The sequence below is a fragment of the Streptomyces sp. NPDC033216 genome (assembly GCF_055577115.1).
On the sequence record NZ_JBVIQK010000004.1, the window covers coordinates 184,171 to 197,463 of the forward strand.

The window sequence follows — 13,293 nt, forward strand, 5'->3', positions numbered from 1 at the left end:
AGTCCTACCAGCCGGAGGTGTGTCCCCCGGTCATGACCACACCACCTGCGCGATCCACACCCCCGCGAAGGCGGCCCCGACGCCCGCCGCGACGCCGGCGACCACATTCGCCACGGCGTGCGGTCCCGCTCCGGTCTCCGTCAGGCGCAGGGTCTCGTACGAGAAGGTGGAGTAGGTGGTCAGGGCCCCGCAGAAGCCGGTGCCGAGGAGAAGCCGCAGGTGGGGGTCGGCGACTCCGGCGGTGGCCGCGCCGGTCACCAGGCCGAGGACCGCGCAGCCGACGACGTTGACGACGAAGGTGCCCCAGGGGAAGACGGAGGCGTGCCGGGCCTGCACCGCGCGGTCGGTCAGATACCGCAGGGGCGCGCCGACCATGCCGCCGGCGACGACCAGCAGCCAGTTCACAACGACCTCTTACCCTTCGTGTCCGGTTCGCCCCGGCTCCCGTCGCGACCGACGTACCTGATGACCTCGCACGGATCGAGGATGACGAGCCCCTCGGTGACCAGCTCGTCGAGCTGCGGCAGGAAGGCCCGCACGCGTTCCTCCGTGTCGACGATCACGACGGCGACCGGGAGGTCCTCGCTCAGGGAGAGCAGCCGCGAGGTGTGGATCAGCGAGGAGGCGCCGAAACCCTCGACGCCGCGGAAGACACTGGCCCCCGCCAGGCCCGCCCTATGGGCGCGGTGCACTATCTCGGTGTACAGGGGCTTGTGGTGCCAGGTGTCGTTCTCGCCGACGAGGACGGTCACGCGCAGGGCACTGCCGGTGAGCCTCGTCATCGCTGCCTCCGGGTCAGGACGCGACGGGTCGCGGTGGCCGCGACCCACACCGCCGCGAGCGCCGCGAGCGGGGTCGCGGCCAGGTAGGCCGACGCGGTACGGAGATGCCCGGCGTCGAACAGGCGCTGAAGGTCGACGGCGTAGGTCGAGAAGGTGGTGAAGCCGCCGAGCACGCCGGTGCCGAAGAAGGGGCGCACGAGCCGGTGCACGGTCAGCGCCTCGGTGATCAGCACCAGGAACACACCGATCACGGCGCAGCCGACGACGTTGACGCAGAACGTCGTCCAGGGGAACCCGTCGGCCGCCGAGGGCCACCACAGCGAGGCCCCGTAGCGGGCGGCGGCGCCCAGCCCGCCGCCGACGGCGACCACGGCGACCACCGGCAGCTGCCCCGCCGCTGCGGACCCGCGCCGGGTTCTGCCGCCGAGGCTGTCGGTCTGCGGGGCTGTCATCGTCGTACGTCTCCTGCCTCGCCCCCTGATCGCCCCGGCTCTCGCGGTGATCACGGCTGGTGAACAGGGTAACTCCGGATCATTCGGCGCCGGGGGCGGAACGCCGGGCGGTGGGCCGTCCGCGCGCCGTCCTCACCATCCCTTCTCGAACATGCGGGCCACCTCGGCGATGCGCATCTCGTCGCGCCGATAGTAGGTGCGGAGCCGGATCCGCTTGGCGCGCAGGAGGCCCAGGTCGGCCAGGAGGGCCAGGTGGGCGCCCGCCACCCTGCGGTGCACGCCCAGCTTCGCCGCAACGCTGTCCGCGGTGACGCCGTCCTCGACGAGGTCCGTACGCCGCTGCGGCGGGAAGTGCCGCGCCGGTTCCTTCAGCCACTCCATGATGTGCAGACGCCGTTCGTTCACGGGAGTCCTCAGCATGCTCGTCCCCTCCGTCCCTCGGTCGAGGCCCCTCGTACCGCGTCCTCCCACTGTTTCGCAGCCGAGGCCGCCGTGTCCCTCACTCCCCGACCCTTGGCCGGGATGCAACCGCCTTACCGAGTACGGAAGTTGATGCGAGAACGAGCGGGACCGAGCGAGGCCCGGCCGCCGGGTCGCGGCCGGGACCCCACTGTCACGAGGTCAGGTGAACACGAGTCAGCGGTGGCTGAACCACGCCATCGAGGACAGCGCCCGGTCGTCGTAGCCGAACAGGGCCTGGTTCTCCCAGCCGTTGCCGGAGCCGGCGTCGGTCGGGTCCCAGCCGTTGCCGTTCACGGCGGTCCAGGTCGCCTCCCAGTAGAAGACGCCGAGACCGCGGCCGTTCGGGACGGCCTCCACGATGTTGGCCACCGCGTTCATCCACGCCAGCTGTCCGGCCGCGGTCGCCGGGTAACCGGCAACCAGTTCGCTCGGCACATCGATGATGTTCTCGAACGAGTCGTCGCTGTCGAGGCGGAACGGGTAGGCCGTCTCGGCGACGAAGACCGGCTTGCCGTAGCGGGAGGCCGCGTCGTCCAGTGTGGTCTGGAAGTCGGCGAGGGTGCCGTGCCAGTAGCCGTAGAAGGACAGGCCGATGGCGTCGAACTTCACGCCGCCCGCGACCGCGCTGTCGAACCACCAGCGGGTGCCGGTCAGGTCACCGCCCTTGGCGAGGTGCAGGGCGACCGGGGTGGACGAGTTGACCGCCTTGACGGCGTCGTAGCCGGAGTTGAGCAGGCCGGCGAGCCGGCCCCAGTTGTCGGTGGAACCCTCGCTCCACAGCATGCCGCCGTTGATCTCGTTGCCCACCTGGACCATGTCGGCGGTGGTGCCCTGGGCCTTGAGGGCGTTCAGCACGTCGTACGTGTGGTTGTACACGTCCGTCTGGAGCCGGCTGTACGAGTGGCCCGCCCAGGCGCTCGGCTTGGTCTGGGCGCCCGGGTCGGCCCAGGTGTCCGAGTAGTGGAAGTCGACCAGGAGCTTCTGGCCGGCGGCCTTGACCCGCTTGGCGGTGGCCAGCACACGCGCCTTGTTGTTGTAGCCGTCGGCGGGGTCGACCCACACCTTCAGGCGCGCGTAGTTCATGCCGGCGTTCTTCAGGATGGTCACGGGGTCGCCGGTGGTGCCCGAAGCGGTCTTGTAGACACCGCCCTTGGCCTCGCTCTTGGCGAGGGACGAGATGTCGGCACCCTTGATCGACAGTCCGCTCGTGCCGGACGTGAAGGTCAGGTCGTCGACGTTGATCCAGTTGCCCGCGTTCGCGTCACTGTTGACGCTGACGGTGCACTGGTTGTTCGTCACGTCGACCGGGACGACGACACGGAGCCATCCGCTCGCCGAGACGGGCAGGTCGGTGCGCTGTTCGGCGCCGCCGCAGTTCTTCAGCGCCAGGTAGGCCGACTTCTGACCGCCGCCGGAGCGCACCCGTGCGGTGAGCCTGTAGCTGCCGTTGGTCAGCCCCGACAGGTACTGGTACGTCTCCACCTTGTAGGCGGTGGACGCCCAGTGGGACAGGCGGTGACTGCCGCCGTGCCCGCCGGACTCGGTGAACGAGGCGCCCGTGTCGCCGTACTCGGACCAGCCGCTGGGGACGGCCGCCCCGGCGCCGTCGGCCTCGAAGCCGGCGTTGGTGAGCGTGGCGGCCGCCTGTGCGGTCTGCGCGGGCAGGGCGGTGAGCGCGAGCCCCGCGGTGAGCGGCAGCAGCAGGGCTCTGAGAGTGCGTCTGGGATGGAACATCTTCGTCCGTCGTCCCTTCGACGTGATGGGGGTGGGTCTCCCTCGGAATGGGGAACCCCCTCCGCCCGCGGCTCGCGGCTCCGCGGGCGGAGGAGGAGATCGGCTCAGCCGTCGAGTCGTACGACCCGCACGGCTCCCGCCGGGACCACGAGGCGGCCGGCGGCGCGTTCGCCCGTCAGCAGCTCGGCGCCGGACACCTCCAGCGGCACCTTGGCGTCGGCGGCGGTGTGGTTGATGGCGAACAGGTAGCTGCCCGTCTCGCCGGAGCGGCGCACGACCTCGACGTCGCGGGGCAGGTCGGCACGCGGGGCGACGCGCGCGTCGGCGGCCGCCCGGCCCAGCAGGGCGTCCAGGCCCTCGGCGCCGAGCCGGGTGGAGACGTACCAGGCGGTGCCCTCCCCGAGGCGGTGCCGGGTGACGGCCGGGCGGCCGGCGGTGAGGCCGTCGGCGTACGTCCAGACGGTCTCGGCGCCGCGTGGCTCGACGAACTCGGTCCACACGTCGCCGCTCAGCTCCGAGCCGTCCGGACCGGCGATCCGCACGTGCTCGCCCTGGAGCAGCGGCGAGAACTCCTCGACGCTGAGGCCGAGGACGTCTCGCAGCGCGCCCGGATAGGCACCGTCGTGGACGGCGTCGTGCGCGTCGACGATGCCGGAGAAGTACGACACGACGAGCGTGCCGCCGTTCTCGACGTACTCCCTCAGGTTGTTCCCCGCCGCCTCCGTCATGAGGTACAGCGCGGGCACCACGACCAGCGGGTACGCCGCGAGGTCGGCCTCGGGGTGGGCGAAGTCGACGGTGAGGTGGCGGTCGTAGAGGGCCTCGTAGAAGGCGTCGGCGCGCTCGCGCGGGTCGTGGTCCTCACTGGGGCGCCAGGCGAGGGTCTGCGCCCACCAGGAGTGCCAGTCCCACAGGACGGCGACGTCGGCCTCCGTGCGGGTGCCCCGGATCGGGTTCAGGGAGTCGAGGGAGGCGCCGAGTTCGACGACCTCCCGCCACACGCGTGTGCCGGTGCCCCCGTGCGGGACCATCGCGGAGTGGAACTTCTCGGCGCCGCGCCGGGACTGCCGCCACTGGAAGAACATGGCCCCCTCGGAGCCGCGGGCCACGTGTCCGAGGGAGTTGCGGGCCATCTGGCCGGGGGCCTTGGCCGGGTTGCGCGGCTGCCAGTTGACGCCGGAGGTGGAGTGTTCCAGGAGGATCCAGGGGGCGCCGCCGGCGACGGAGCGGGTGAGGTCGGCGGCCATCGCCAGGTTGACGTGGGTGCGGCGGCCGTCGGTGATCAGGTAGTGGTCGTTGGTGACGATGTCGACCTCGCGGCCCCAGGCCCAGTAGTCGACCGAGTCGCACTGGCTGAGCGCGGTCATGAAGTTCGTGGTGACCGGGACGCCGGGCGCCAGACGGTGCAGGATGTCGCGCTCCATGCGGAAGTTCTCGCGCATGGTGGCGTCGGCGAAGCGCCGGTAGTCGAGTGCCTGGCCGGGGTTGCCGACGGTCGGGGTGGTGCGCGGCGGGTTGATGTCGCCGAAGGCCCCGTAGCGCTGACCCCAGAAGGCCGTGCCCCAGGCCTCGTTCACCGCGTCGACCGTGCCGTACGTCGTCTCCAGCCAGCGGCGGAAGTGGGTGGCGCAGGACTCGCAGTAGCAGGCCGAGACGGGGACGCCGTACTCGTTGTGCACGTGCCACATCGCGAGCGCCGGGTGATCGCCGTACCGCTCGGCGAGCCGCGTGACGATGTCCGCCGCGGCCGCGCGGTAGTGGGCGTTGCTGTGGCAGATCGCCGCGCGGGAGCCGAACTCGTACCGGACGCCGTCCGCCGTGACGGGCAGGGCCTCGGGGTGTTCGCGGTAGAACCAGGCGGGCGGGGCCGCGGTGGGCGTGGCCAGGTCGACGCGGATGCCGTTCTCGTGCAGCAGGCCGATGATCCGGTCCAGCCAGCCGAAGTCGTGGACGCCGGGGGCTGGTTCCAGGAGTGCCCAGGAGAAGATCCCGACACTCACCATGGTGACGCCGGCCTCGCGCATCAGCCGGACGTCCTCCTGCCAGACGCTTTCCGGCCACTGCTCGGGGTTGTAGTCCCCACCGAAGGCGAGCCCGGTGAGGCCCTTGGGGGTGGTCTCCGGCATGGATCTTCTCCCGTTTTATCGATCATTTGGGAACGTGCACACACGTTCTCGGTGGTCCGAGGCCAACATAACCGCACAGCAACAACCATTGACAAGTGTCCGGGATGTTTCTCTACTGTGAACGCTCACAGAAGCATGGCAGGGTCTCGCGACGGGCGAGGACACCGGTTCATGTGATGCATGGCAGGTTCTCGCAGCAGGCGAGAACCCAGGTCAGGGGAGAAACCCATGCCCAACACCCAGCGCCGGCGGCTGTTCAAGGTCGCGGCCTCCGCCGTCGCCGTCTCGCTCGGCGCCACCGCCCTCGCCGCATGCGGTTCGTCCGACGACGACAGCGAGGCCCAGTCGGGGCCGGTCTCGCTCACGTACTGGACGTGGACGCCCGGCATGGACAAGGTCGTGGACCTGTGGAACAAGGGGCCGGGCAAGAAGGACCGGATCACGGTCACGGTGAAGAAGCAGGCGTCCGGCGACACCCTGGTCACCAAGATCCTTACCGCGCACAAGGCGGGCAAGGCCCCCGACCTGGTCCAGGCCGAGTACCAGGCGCTGCCGACGCTCGTCAGCAATGACGCGCTGGCGGACATATCGAAGAACGTCGGCGACGCGAAGAGCAAGTTCGCCGACGGCGTCTGGCAGCAGACGACGCTGGGCACGGACGCGGTCTACGCGGTGCCGCAGGACATCGGCCCGATGATGTTCTACTACCGCGAGGACCTGTTCGAGAAGTACGGCCTGACCGTCCCCACCACCTGGGAGCAGTTCGCGGAGACCGCCCGCGCGCTGAAGAAGAAGTCCCCCGAGACGGACCTGACCACCTTCTCGGCCAACGACTCCGGTCTCTTCGCGGGCCTCGCCCAGCAGGCCGGCGCCAAGTGGTGGACCACCTCGGGCGACAAGTGGCGGGTCGGCATCGACGACGAGGCGACCAAGAAGGTCGCCGACTTCTGGGGCGGCCTCGTCGAGGAGGGCGCCGTCGACAACCAGCCGATGTACACCCCGGCCTGGAACAAGGCGCTCAACACCGGCAAGCAGATCGCCTGGGTCAGCGCCGTGTGGGCGCCGGGCACCCTGACCACCGCCGCCCCGGACACCAAGGGCAAGTGGGCCATGGCCCCGCTCCCCCAGTGGTCGCAGACCGACGACGTCACGGGCAGCTGGGGCGGGTCCTCCACCGCCGTGACGACGGACTCCAGGAACAAGGACGCCGCCGCGAAGTTCGCCGCCTGGCTGAACACCGACGGTGACGCGCTCAACGCGCTGGCCAAGGAGAGCGGCGTCTACCCGGCCTCCACCTCCGCCCAGCTCAGCGGTGCCTTCATCAACCCGCCGGAGTACTTCTCGAACCAGGCGGACTTCTACACCACCGCCGCCAAGATCGCGAAGACCACGGCGCCCTCGGCCTGGGGCCCCAACGTGAACGTCGCCTACACGACCTTCAAGGACGCCTTCGGCGCCGCCGCGAAGAACAAGTCGGACTTCTCCGCCGCCCTGGACAAGATGCAGGCGGACACGGTCGCCGACATGAAGAAGCAGGGCTTCGAGGTCTCCGAGTGACCAGCACGCTCCGGAAGCCGTACGGGGTCAAGGGGGCCCCGCACGCCCACCAGTCCCCCATCACCACCGTCGAACGAGCGCGAAGCGCCCCCTACTTCTTCCTCCTTCCCGCCACGGTCCTCTTCGCCCTGTTCTTCGCGCTGCCCATCGGCTACGCGCTCTGGCTGAGCTTCCGCAAGGTGAAGGTGTCCGGCCTCGGCCTGGGCTCCGGCGCCCGCCAGGAGGTCTGGGCCGGCCTGGAGAACTACACCGCCGCCTTCACCGACAGCGAGCTGCTCGACGGCACCCTGCGCGTCCTCGGCTACGGCTGCATCGTCGTCCCGGTGATGCTCGGCCTCGCCCTGGTGTTCGCGCTGATGCTCGACTCCGACAAGGTGCGGCTCGCCCCGTTGACCCGCCTCGCGATCTTCCTGCCGTACGCCATCCCCGGTGTCGTGGCGGCGCTGCTGTGGGGTTTCCTGTACCTGCCGGACGTCAGCCCCTTCTACTTCGTGCTCGACCGGCTGGGCCTGCCGCAGCCGGACCTGCTGGACGGCGGCCCGCTCTACCTCGCCCTGTCGAACATCGCGGTGTGGGGCGGCACCGGCTTCAACATGATCGTCATCTATACCTCGCTCCAGGCCATCCCTGCCGAGGTGTACGAGGCGGCCAGGCTGGACGGCGCCACCCCGCTGCAGATCGCGGTCAGGATCAAGATCCCCATGGTGGCGCCCTCACTGGTGCTGACCTTCTTCTTCTCGATCATCGCGACGCTCCAGGTGTTCAACGAGCCGACCACCCTCAAACCGCTCACCAACTCCGTGTCCACGACGTGGAGTCCGCTGATGAAGGTGTACCGGGACGCGTTCGGCACCGGTGACATCCACTCGGCGGCCGCCCAGGCCGTGATCATCGCCATCGCCACGCTGCTGCTGTCCTTCGGCTTCCTGCGGGCCGCGAACCGTCGTCACAAGCAGGGGGCAGCCCAGTGAGTTCTCTCGCCGTCCGCAAGGCCACGCCGGCGGCCGGCGCCACGGGTGCCGGCCACACCCGTCCGCCGCTGCGCCGCCGCATCGCCCTGGTCCCGACGATCACGCTGCTGCTGGGGGCGCTGTACTGCCTGCTGCCGGTGGCGTGGGTGGTGATCGCGTCCACCAAGTCGGGCAGCGAACTGTTCTCCACCTTCACGTTCCTGCCCGGCAGCGGCCTGGCGGACAACCTCAAGGACCTGAACGCCTACCGCGACGGCGTCTACTGGAAGTGGATGGGCAACTCCGCCCTCTACGCCGGCCTCGGCGCCCTGCTGTCGACGTGCGTGTCCGCGTTCAGCGGCTACGCGCTCGCGACGTACCGCTTCCGCGGCCGCGAGACGATCTTCAACGTGTTGCTGGCGGGCGTGCTGATGCCGCCGATCATCCTGGCCGTCCCCCAGTACCTGCTGCTGGCCGAGGCCGATCTCACGGACTCCTACTGGTCCGTGCTGCTGCCGCAGATCCTCTCCCCCTACGGCGTCTACCTCTCGCGCGTCTACGCGGCCGCCGCCGTGCCGGGCGACGTGGTGGAGGCCGGCCGCATGGACGGGGCCGGCGAGTGGCGGATCTTCACCCGGATCGCGTTGCCGATGATGATCCCCGGCATGGTGACGGTGTTCCTGTTCCAGTTCGTCGCCGTGTGGAACAACTTCCTGCTGCCGTACATCATGCTCAGCGACGACGAGAAGTTCCCGATCACGCTCGGTCTGTTCACGCTGCTGGAGCAGGGCGCCAACACCCCGGCGCTGTACACGCTGGTGATCACCGGCGCGTTCCTCGCCGTGCTCCCGCTGGTGGCCCTGTTCCTGGTCATTCAGCGGTTCTGGAGCCTCGACCTGCTGTCCGGAGCCGTAAAGTCATGACCATGAGCAACACCGGGGGCAGGCGCAAGCCGCCGACGATCCACGACGTGGCGCGTGAGGCGGGAGTCTCACGGGGGACCGTCTCGCGCGTGCTCAACGGCGGCCACTACGTCAGCCCGGCCGCCCAGGAGGCGGTCGACGCCGCCATCCGCAGGACGGGTTACGTCGTGAACCGGCACGCCCGCTCCCTGATCACGGGCCGTTCCGACTCCGTCGGCTTCCTGCTGACGGAGCCTCAGGAGCGGTTCTTCGAGGACCCCAACTTCAACGTGCTGCTGCGGGGTTGCACGCAGGCGCTGGCCGCGCACGACGTGCCGCTGCTGCTGATGCTGGCCGGTACCGAGGACGAACGGCGGCGCATCACGCGGTACATCACCGCCGGCCACGTCGACGGGGTGCTGCTGGTGTCCAGCCACTCGGGAGACCCGATCGCGACCGAGCTGCGCGAGGCCGGCGTGCCGCTCGTCGCCTGCGGCAAACCGATCGGGATCGGTTCGAAGGTGAGCTACGTCGCCGCCGACGACCGGGACGGCGCGCGGGACATGGTGCGCCATCTGCTCGCCCAGGGCCGCCGCCGGGTCGGCGTGGTCACCGGCCCGCTGGACACCCCCGGTGGCGTGGAGCGGCTCGCCGGTTACAAGGAGGTGCTCGCCGAGGCGGGCATCGAGGCGGACGAGCGGCTGATCGTGTCCGGGGACTACAGCCGGGCCAGCGGTGAGGCGGGCGCCGAGCGGCTGCTGGCGCGGGTCCCCGACCTGGACGCGGTGTTCGTCGCCTCCGACCTGATGGCACAGGGCGTGCTCACCGCCCTGCGGCAGGCGGGCCGCCGGGTGCCGGAGGACGTCGCCGTCGGCGGCTTCGACGACTCCCCCGCGGCCACGTCCGCCAGTCCGGCGCTCACCACGATCCGCCAGCCGTGGGACCGGATCAGCAGCGAGATGGTCCGCGTCCTCCTGGCCCAGATCGGCGGCGATGAACCGGCCGCGGTGATCCTTCCGACGGAACTGGTCAAACGCGAGTCGACGTGACGACCGGGCGGGGCGGGGGCAGGGGCGAGGACCGGTGCAGACCGGCGGGGCGGAGGCTCGCGGGGTCCTGAGCGCGGGAGCCCGCGGGGTCCCGTGCGGCGAGGGGGCGGTCTCGACGTCACCCGTCCGGAGCCACCGGCTCGTCACGGCGCGGTGGGCGGTACTGCTTCAGGCAGCGAAGGCACTGCCGCGCGGAGCGGTGCCCGGCGGTCCGGCCGTCGGCGCGCTCACGTGGTGCGCGCACCTCGCCGGACCCGGCCGGGTGGGCCCACCGCGGGCGGGCGTGAGGACGTCCGGGGTGCCCGCGCCGGTGATCGCGCGTCGCCGAACGGTCAGGATCGGAGAAGCGCCCGGCCCGGCCCGCGCCTAGCGTGGACCCTCCGACGGCATCCGTCGGTCCCCCTGTCAGCGAGGAGTGCGTCATGACCGCCGGTCTCCAGACCATCATCTACCCCGTCAAGGACCTCGACCGGGCGAAGGCCCTGTTCCGGGCGCTGCTCGAGGTCGAGCCGTACGCCGACGAGAGCTACTACGTCGGCTTCAAGGCCGCCGGGCAGGACGTCGGGCTCGACCCGAACGGGCACGCGAGGGGCATGACCGGCCCGGTGCCGTACTGGCACGTCAGTGACATCCGGGCCCGGCTGGCGGCTCTGGTGGAGGCGGGGGCCGACGTGCTCCAGGACGTGCAGGACGTCGGCGGCGGCAAGCTGATCGCCTTCGTGAAGGACGCCGACGGAAACCTCGTCGGCCTGACTCAGGACCCGGCCGGCTCCTGAGCCCCCGTCCGCCTGCCGTTCCGGCCAGGGGCTTCCGTTGCACCCGCACTAGTTGCACGGTAAATAAAAGGGAAATCGGTGTTACCGTGCAGGTATGGCAGCGAAGACGGCCGGAACGGACCTCGAGGACCGGTGGCGGGGCATTCTCTCGGTGCACGCGCGCACCACGTGCGAGATCGACCGCGTGCTGCATCCGCACGGCCTCGGCGCGAGCGACTTCGAGGTACTCGACATCCTCGCCACCGAGGCACCCCGGCCGGGTGACCAGTGCCGGGTCCAGAACCTCGTCGGGCGCGTCCACCTCAGTCAGAGCGCTCTCTCCCGCCTCATAGCGCGGCTGGAGAAGGACGGTCTCGTGGAGCGTTCCGTCTGCGCGGAGGACCGGCGCGGAGTATGGGTCGCCCTCACCCGAAAGGGCCGCGACCTGCACCAGGAGGTGCTGCCGCTCCAGCGCGAGGTGCTGGCCCGGACACTGAGCGACGCGCCGCTCTAGACCACCTCGCACTGGCCGGTCTCACCTCTTGTTGCCCACTTCCACGCCCGCTCCGTCGCGGCGCGCAGGGCGGCACCGGTGTCCGCTCGGGCGAGGATCCTGAAGATGGCCACGCGGTCGCCCTCGGCCCGCGCGAGCCGGAGTCCGGTCTCCAGGAACCGGGCCGTGCCCACGGCCACGACGAATGCGGTGCGGGTAGGTCTCATGGCCCCCCATGACCGAAGACCACGCTCGTTCCTCGAGCGCGGGGAGATCGCGTCGCAGCGGCCGCGGGTGCGGCACAGTGGCCCGACCGGCAGCGGGTGGGCCTGTCGGTTGCCGCGGAACGGAAGCGGGTGCCCGATGACTACCGGGCCAGCAGCGTGCGCACCCCCTCCGAGGTGAGTGTCAGCGGGTGGTCGCCGGCGGCGTCGATGGAGAGCGAGAGGTCGCCCTCCGGCCACTGGTGGGCGAGTGCTCCGAGGGGTACGACGCGGTAACGGTCGACCCCGGGAAGCAGATCGACCATCTCGGGTTCGGAGGTGAACACGGGGACGACGGGCACTGTTCCCGGCTGCTCCAGGACGGGCAGCGCCAGCATGCTGGGGTTGGTCACGTCCTCGTCGGTGGCGTCCTCGGGCACGGGCACCAGGACCTCGCAGTGCGCGAGGGTGTCCAGTGCGGCCGTGTCCCCGGTGTCCCTGGCCAGCGCGTCCAGCGCCCTCGTGGCGGCGGTGGGGTCGTGGGCGGGCGTCTCCATGGCAGCTCCCCAGGGTTGTGGTGGTTGACGGGTTCGGCCTCGCGTACCCGCTCCGAAGACGGACAATCGGGTTTTCGGCCACCCGCCCCTCGTCGTCCGCCGTCCGCACACGCCCCGGACCTACGCCGCTACGGCGCGTGGCGCCGGGCCGACTCGTTCTCCTGGGCCATGCGGCGCAGGGCCATCAGAGCGGGCTCCAGGAGGACGGTCAGCAGCAGGGCTCGCTCGGCCGCCTCCCACGGGTCGGTGAGGCCGTCCAGTTGATCGAGGTCCAAGGCGGCGATCCGTTCGGCGAGGAGGGCGTAGGGCAGCAGTGTCCGCCGGTCCACGGGGACACCGAGCGAATGCAGCGAGGTCAGGGCCTCGGCGAGGGTGGCGCGAGCGGGCGCCGACTCGTGCACGCGCCAGCCCAGCTCGTCGACGAGCGCGTCCACCTCACCGGCCGCCGGGTCCGGTTCGGAGGAGGGGCCGGGCAGGGAGACGGAGCCCAGGGTGAGGCCGAGCAGGCAGTGGATGTCGTCGGTGCGCGCCGCCAGGGCGTCCAGCACCTCACGGGTGGTGGTGACGGACAGCCCTCGTACGCCGGTCAGCGCGCGGATCAGGCGCAGTCGGCGCAGGTGCCGGTCGTCGTACTCGGCCTGGGTCGCCGACGTCTGCCGGCCGGGGCCCAGGAGACCCTCGCGGAGGTAGTACTTGATCGTCGTCACGGAGACGCCACTGCGGCGGCTCAGCTCGGAAATGCGCATCGGGACGGCTCCGCTCTGGAAATTGGATACCTTCACTGTCTAACATGGATAGTGAAGGTATCCAATCGATCTGCCGTGGATCCCTCTCCTTCGTCCTGCCTCTCTCACAGAAGGGCACAGCCATGCCCACCCTGCCCTGGACGACGGTCGACGAGCCCGCCCCGGACGCCGAGGCCTTCGTCATGGTCTCCCGCTTCGAGGTCCGCTCCCTCAAGGACGTGCCGCGCTTCTTCCTCAAGTCCCTCAGCGCCTGGAAACAGGTCACCCGAGCGCCGGGCGCGTACGGCGCCTCGCTCGTCGCCCAGCCCCTCGAGCGCACCTTCTGGACCCTGTCGGCCTGGGAGAGCGAGGAGGCCTTGTACCGGTACGCGAGGACCGAACCGCACCGGTCGATCATGACCGGGCTGCGCTCCACGACCAAGAGCTCGGCGTTCACGTTCTGGCAGGTCCCGGCCGCCGGGCTGCCCCTCGACTGGGCCGATGCCCGCCGCCGGCTCGCCGAGCAGGAACGCGCAGGCGCCTGAG

At 70.7% G+C, this 13,293-nt stretch carries 16 protein-coding genes; 7 read left to right on the forward strand and 9 right to left on the reverse strand.

What is annotated here, in order from left to right:
- Positions 1-30 precede the first annotated feature (30 nt).
- From crcB (ACZ5Y0_RS10270) to ACZ5Y0_RS10295, 6 genes are all read right to left on the reverse strand, one after another.
- The gene (gene crcB, locus ACZ5Y0_RS10270) at positions 31-405 is read right to left on the reverse strand and encodes a fluoride efflux transporter CrcB (protein ID WP_469128192.1); all 375 of its coding nucleotides are present in this window, start codon (positions 403-405) and stop codon (positions 31-33) included.
- The gene (locus tag ACZ5Y0_RS10275; RefSeq protein ID WP_469128193.1) at positions 402-782 is read right to left on the reverse strand and encodes a DUF190 domain-containing protein; all 381 of its coding nucleotides are present in this window, start codon (positions 780-782) and stop codon (positions 402-404) included. The genes crcB (ACZ5Y0_RS10270) and ACZ5Y0_RS10275 overlap by 4 nt, the downstream gene beginning before the upstream one ends.
- Complete coding sequence (gene crcB, locus ACZ5Y0_RS10280) at positions 779-1,234, reverse strand: fluoride efflux transporter CrcB (protein WP_469128194.1); 456 nt, start codon at positions 1,232-1,234, stop codon at positions 779-781. The genes ACZ5Y0_RS10275 and crcB (ACZ5Y0_RS10280) overlap by 4 nt, the downstream gene beginning before the upstream one ends.
- Positions 1,235-1,366: 132 nt before the next feature.
- Positions 1,367-1,654 carry an ArsR family transcriptional regulator gene (locus tag ACZ5Y0_RS10285; protein ID WP_469128195.1) on the reverse strand — a complete coding sequence of 96 codons (288 nt, stop codon included), beginning with the start codon at positions 1,652-1,654 and terminating at the stop codon, positions 1,367-1,369.
- A gap of 216 nt (positions 1,655-1,870) precedes the next feature.
- Entirely contained in the window at positions 1,871-3,430 is a 1,560-nt protein-coding gene (locus ACZ5Y0_RS10290; RefSeq protein WP_469128196.1) for a glycoside hydrolase family 53 protein, read from the reverse strand.
- A 104-nt stretch (positions 3,431-3,534) separates the two neighbouring features.
- Positions 3,535-5,556, reverse strand: coding sequence for a beta-galactosidase (locus ACZ5Y0_RS10295; RefSeq protein WP_469128197.1), 2,022 nt, complete (start codon positions 5,554-5,556; stop codon positions 3,535-3,537).
- Between the two features lie 228 nt (positions 5,557-5,784).
- Here ACZ5Y0_RS10295 and ACZ5Y0_RS10300 point away from each other — a divergent pair, with 228 nt between their 5' ends.
- The 6 genes from ACZ5Y0_RS10300 (at position 5,785) to ACZ5Y0_RS10325 (ending at position 11,283) form a co-directional block, all read left to right on the forward strand.
- Positions 5,785-7,113 (forward strand): ABC transporter substrate-binding protein, encoded by a 1,329-nt coding sequence (locus ACZ5Y0_RS10300; protein ID WP_469128198.1) that lies wholly within the window; start codon positions 5,785-5,787, stop codon positions 7,111-7,113.
- Positions 7,110-8,084 (forward strand): carbohydrate ABC transporter permease, encoded by a 975-nt coding sequence (locus tag ACZ5Y0_RS10305; RefSeq protein WP_469128199.1) that lies wholly within the window; start codon positions 7,110-7,112, stop codon positions 8,082-8,084. Before ACZ5Y0_RS10300 ends, ACZ5Y0_RS10305 begins: the two co-directional genes overlap by 4 nt.
- The gene (locus tag ACZ5Y0_RS10310; protein WP_469128200.1) at positions 8,081-8,986 is read left to right on the forward strand and encodes a carbohydrate ABC transporter permease; all 906 of its coding nucleotides are present in this window, start codon (positions 8,081-8,083) and stop codon (positions 8,984-8,986) included. Before ACZ5Y0_RS10305 ends, ACZ5Y0_RS10310 begins: the two co-directional genes overlap by 4 nt.
- Entirely contained in the window at positions 8,983-10,014 is a 1,032-nt protein-coding gene (locus tag ACZ5Y0_RS10315; RefSeq protein ID WP_469128201.1) for a LacI family DNA-binding transcriptional regulator, read from the forward strand. Before ACZ5Y0_RS10310 ends, ACZ5Y0_RS10315 begins: the two co-directional genes overlap by 4 nt.
- Before the next feature lie 422 nt (positions 10,015-10,436).
- Positions 10,437-10,790: a VOC family protein gene (locus tag ACZ5Y0_RS10320; RefSeq protein ID WP_469128202.1), complete on the forward strand. Its 354-nt coding sequence runs from the start codon at positions 10,437-10,439 to the stop codon at positions 10,788-10,790.
- 94 nt (positions 10,791-10,884) lie between these two features.
- Complete coding sequence (locus tag ACZ5Y0_RS10325; protein WP_469128203.1) at positions 10,885-11,283, forward strand: MarR family winged helix-turn-helix transcriptional regulator; 399 nt, start codon at positions 10,885-10,887, stop codon at positions 11,281-11,283.
- Here ACZ5Y0_RS10325 and ACZ5Y0_RS10330 read toward each other — a convergent pair.
- The 3 genes from ACZ5Y0_RS10330 to ACZ5Y0_RS10340 all read right to left on the reverse strand — a co-directional run bounded on the left by ACZ5Y0_RS10330 (position 11,280) and on the right by ACZ5Y0_RS10340 (position 12,768).
- Positions 11,280-11,489, reverse strand: a complete 210-nt coding sequence (locus ACZ5Y0_RS10330; protein WP_469128204.1) for a hypothetical protein — start codon at positions 11,487-11,489, stop codon at positions 11,280-11,282. The genes ACZ5Y0_RS10325 and ACZ5Y0_RS10330 overlap by 4 nt on opposite strands.
- Positions 11,490-11,629: 140 nt before the next feature.
- Positions 11,630-12,022: an SseB family protein gene (locus ACZ5Y0_RS10335; protein WP_469128205.1), complete on the reverse strand. Its 393-nt coding sequence runs from the start codon at positions 12,020-12,022 to the stop codon at positions 11,630-11,632.
- 128 nt (positions 12,023-12,150) lie between these two features.
- The gene (locus ACZ5Y0_RS10340) at positions 12,151-12,768 is read right to left on the reverse strand and encodes a MerR family transcriptional regulator (RefSeq protein ID WP_469128206.1); all 618 of its coding nucleotides are present in this window, start codon (positions 12,766-12,768) and stop codon (positions 12,151-12,153) included.
- Between the two features lie 122 nt (positions 12,769-12,890).
- On the opposite strand from ACZ5Y0_RS10340, the gene ACZ5Y0_RS10345 reads away from it, so the two are divergent.
- On the forward strand, positions 12,891-13,292 hold the full coding sequence (locus ACZ5Y0_RS10345) for a DUF3291 domain-containing protein (RefSeq protein ID WP_469128207.1): 402 nt from the start codon (positions 12,891-12,893) through the stop codon (positions 13,290-13,292).
- Position 13,293 lies beyond the last annotated feature (1 nt).

What these genes read in the sequence shown, in the direction of transcription:
- ACZ5Y0_RS10275 (WP_469128193.1), bottom strand. Translation starts at nt 782, where the DNA reads ATGACGAGGCTCACCGGCAGTGCCCTGCGCGTGACCGTCCTCGTCGGC.
- crcB (WP_469128194.1), bottom strand. Translation starts at nt 1,234, where the DNA reads ATGACAGCCCCGCAGACCGACAGCCTCGGCGGCAGAACCCGGCGCGGG.
- ACZ5Y0_RS10285 (WP_469128195.1), bottom strand. Translation starts at nt 1,654, where the DNA reads ATGCTGAGGACTCCCGTGAACGAACGGCGTCTGCACATCATGGAGTGG.
- ACZ5Y0_RS10290 (WP_469128196.1), bottom strand. Translation starts at nt 3,430, where the DNA reads ATGTTCCATCCCAGACGCACTCTCAGAGCCCTGCTGCTGCCGCTCACC.
- ACZ5Y0_RS10295 (WP_469128197.1), bottom strand. Translation starts at nt 5,556, where the DNA reads ATGCCGGAGACCACCCCCAAGGGCCTCACCGGGCTCGCCTTCGGTGGG.
- ACZ5Y0_RS10300 (WP_469128198.1), top strand. Translation starts at nt 5,785, where the DNA reads ATGCCCAACACCCAGCGCCGGCGGCTGTTCAAGGTCGCGGCCTCCGCC.
- ACZ5Y0_RS10315 (WP_469128201.1), top strand. Translation starts at nt 8,983, where the DNA reads ATGACCATGAGCAACACCGGGGGCAGGCGCAAGCCGCCGACGATCCAC.
- ACZ5Y0_RS10320 (WP_469128202.1), top strand. Translation starts at nt 10,437, where the DNA reads ATGACCGCCGGTCTCCAGACCATCATCTACCCCGTCAAGGACCTCGAC.
- ACZ5Y0_RS10325 (WP_469128203.1), top strand. Translation starts at nt 10,885, where the DNA reads ATGGCAGCGAAGACGGCCGGAACGGACCTCGAGGACCGGTGGCGGGGC.
- ACZ5Y0_RS10330 (WP_469128204.1), bottom strand. Translation starts at nt 11,489, where the DNA reads ATGAGACCTACCCGCACCGCATTCGTCGTGGCCGTGGGCACGGCCCGG.
- ACZ5Y0_RS10335 (WP_469128205.1), bottom strand. Translation starts at nt 12,022, where the DNA reads ATGGAGACGCCCGCCCACGACCCCACCGCCGCCACGAGGGCGCTGGAC.
- ACZ5Y0_RS10340 (WP_469128206.1), bottom strand. Translation starts at nt 12,768, where the DNA reads ATGCGCATTTCCGAGCTGAGCCGCCGCAGTGGCGTCTCCGTGACGACG.
- ACZ5Y0_RS10345 (WP_469128207.1), top strand. Translation starts at nt 12,891, where the DNA reads ATGCCCACCCTGCCCTGGACGACGGTCGACGAGCCCGCCCCGGACGCC.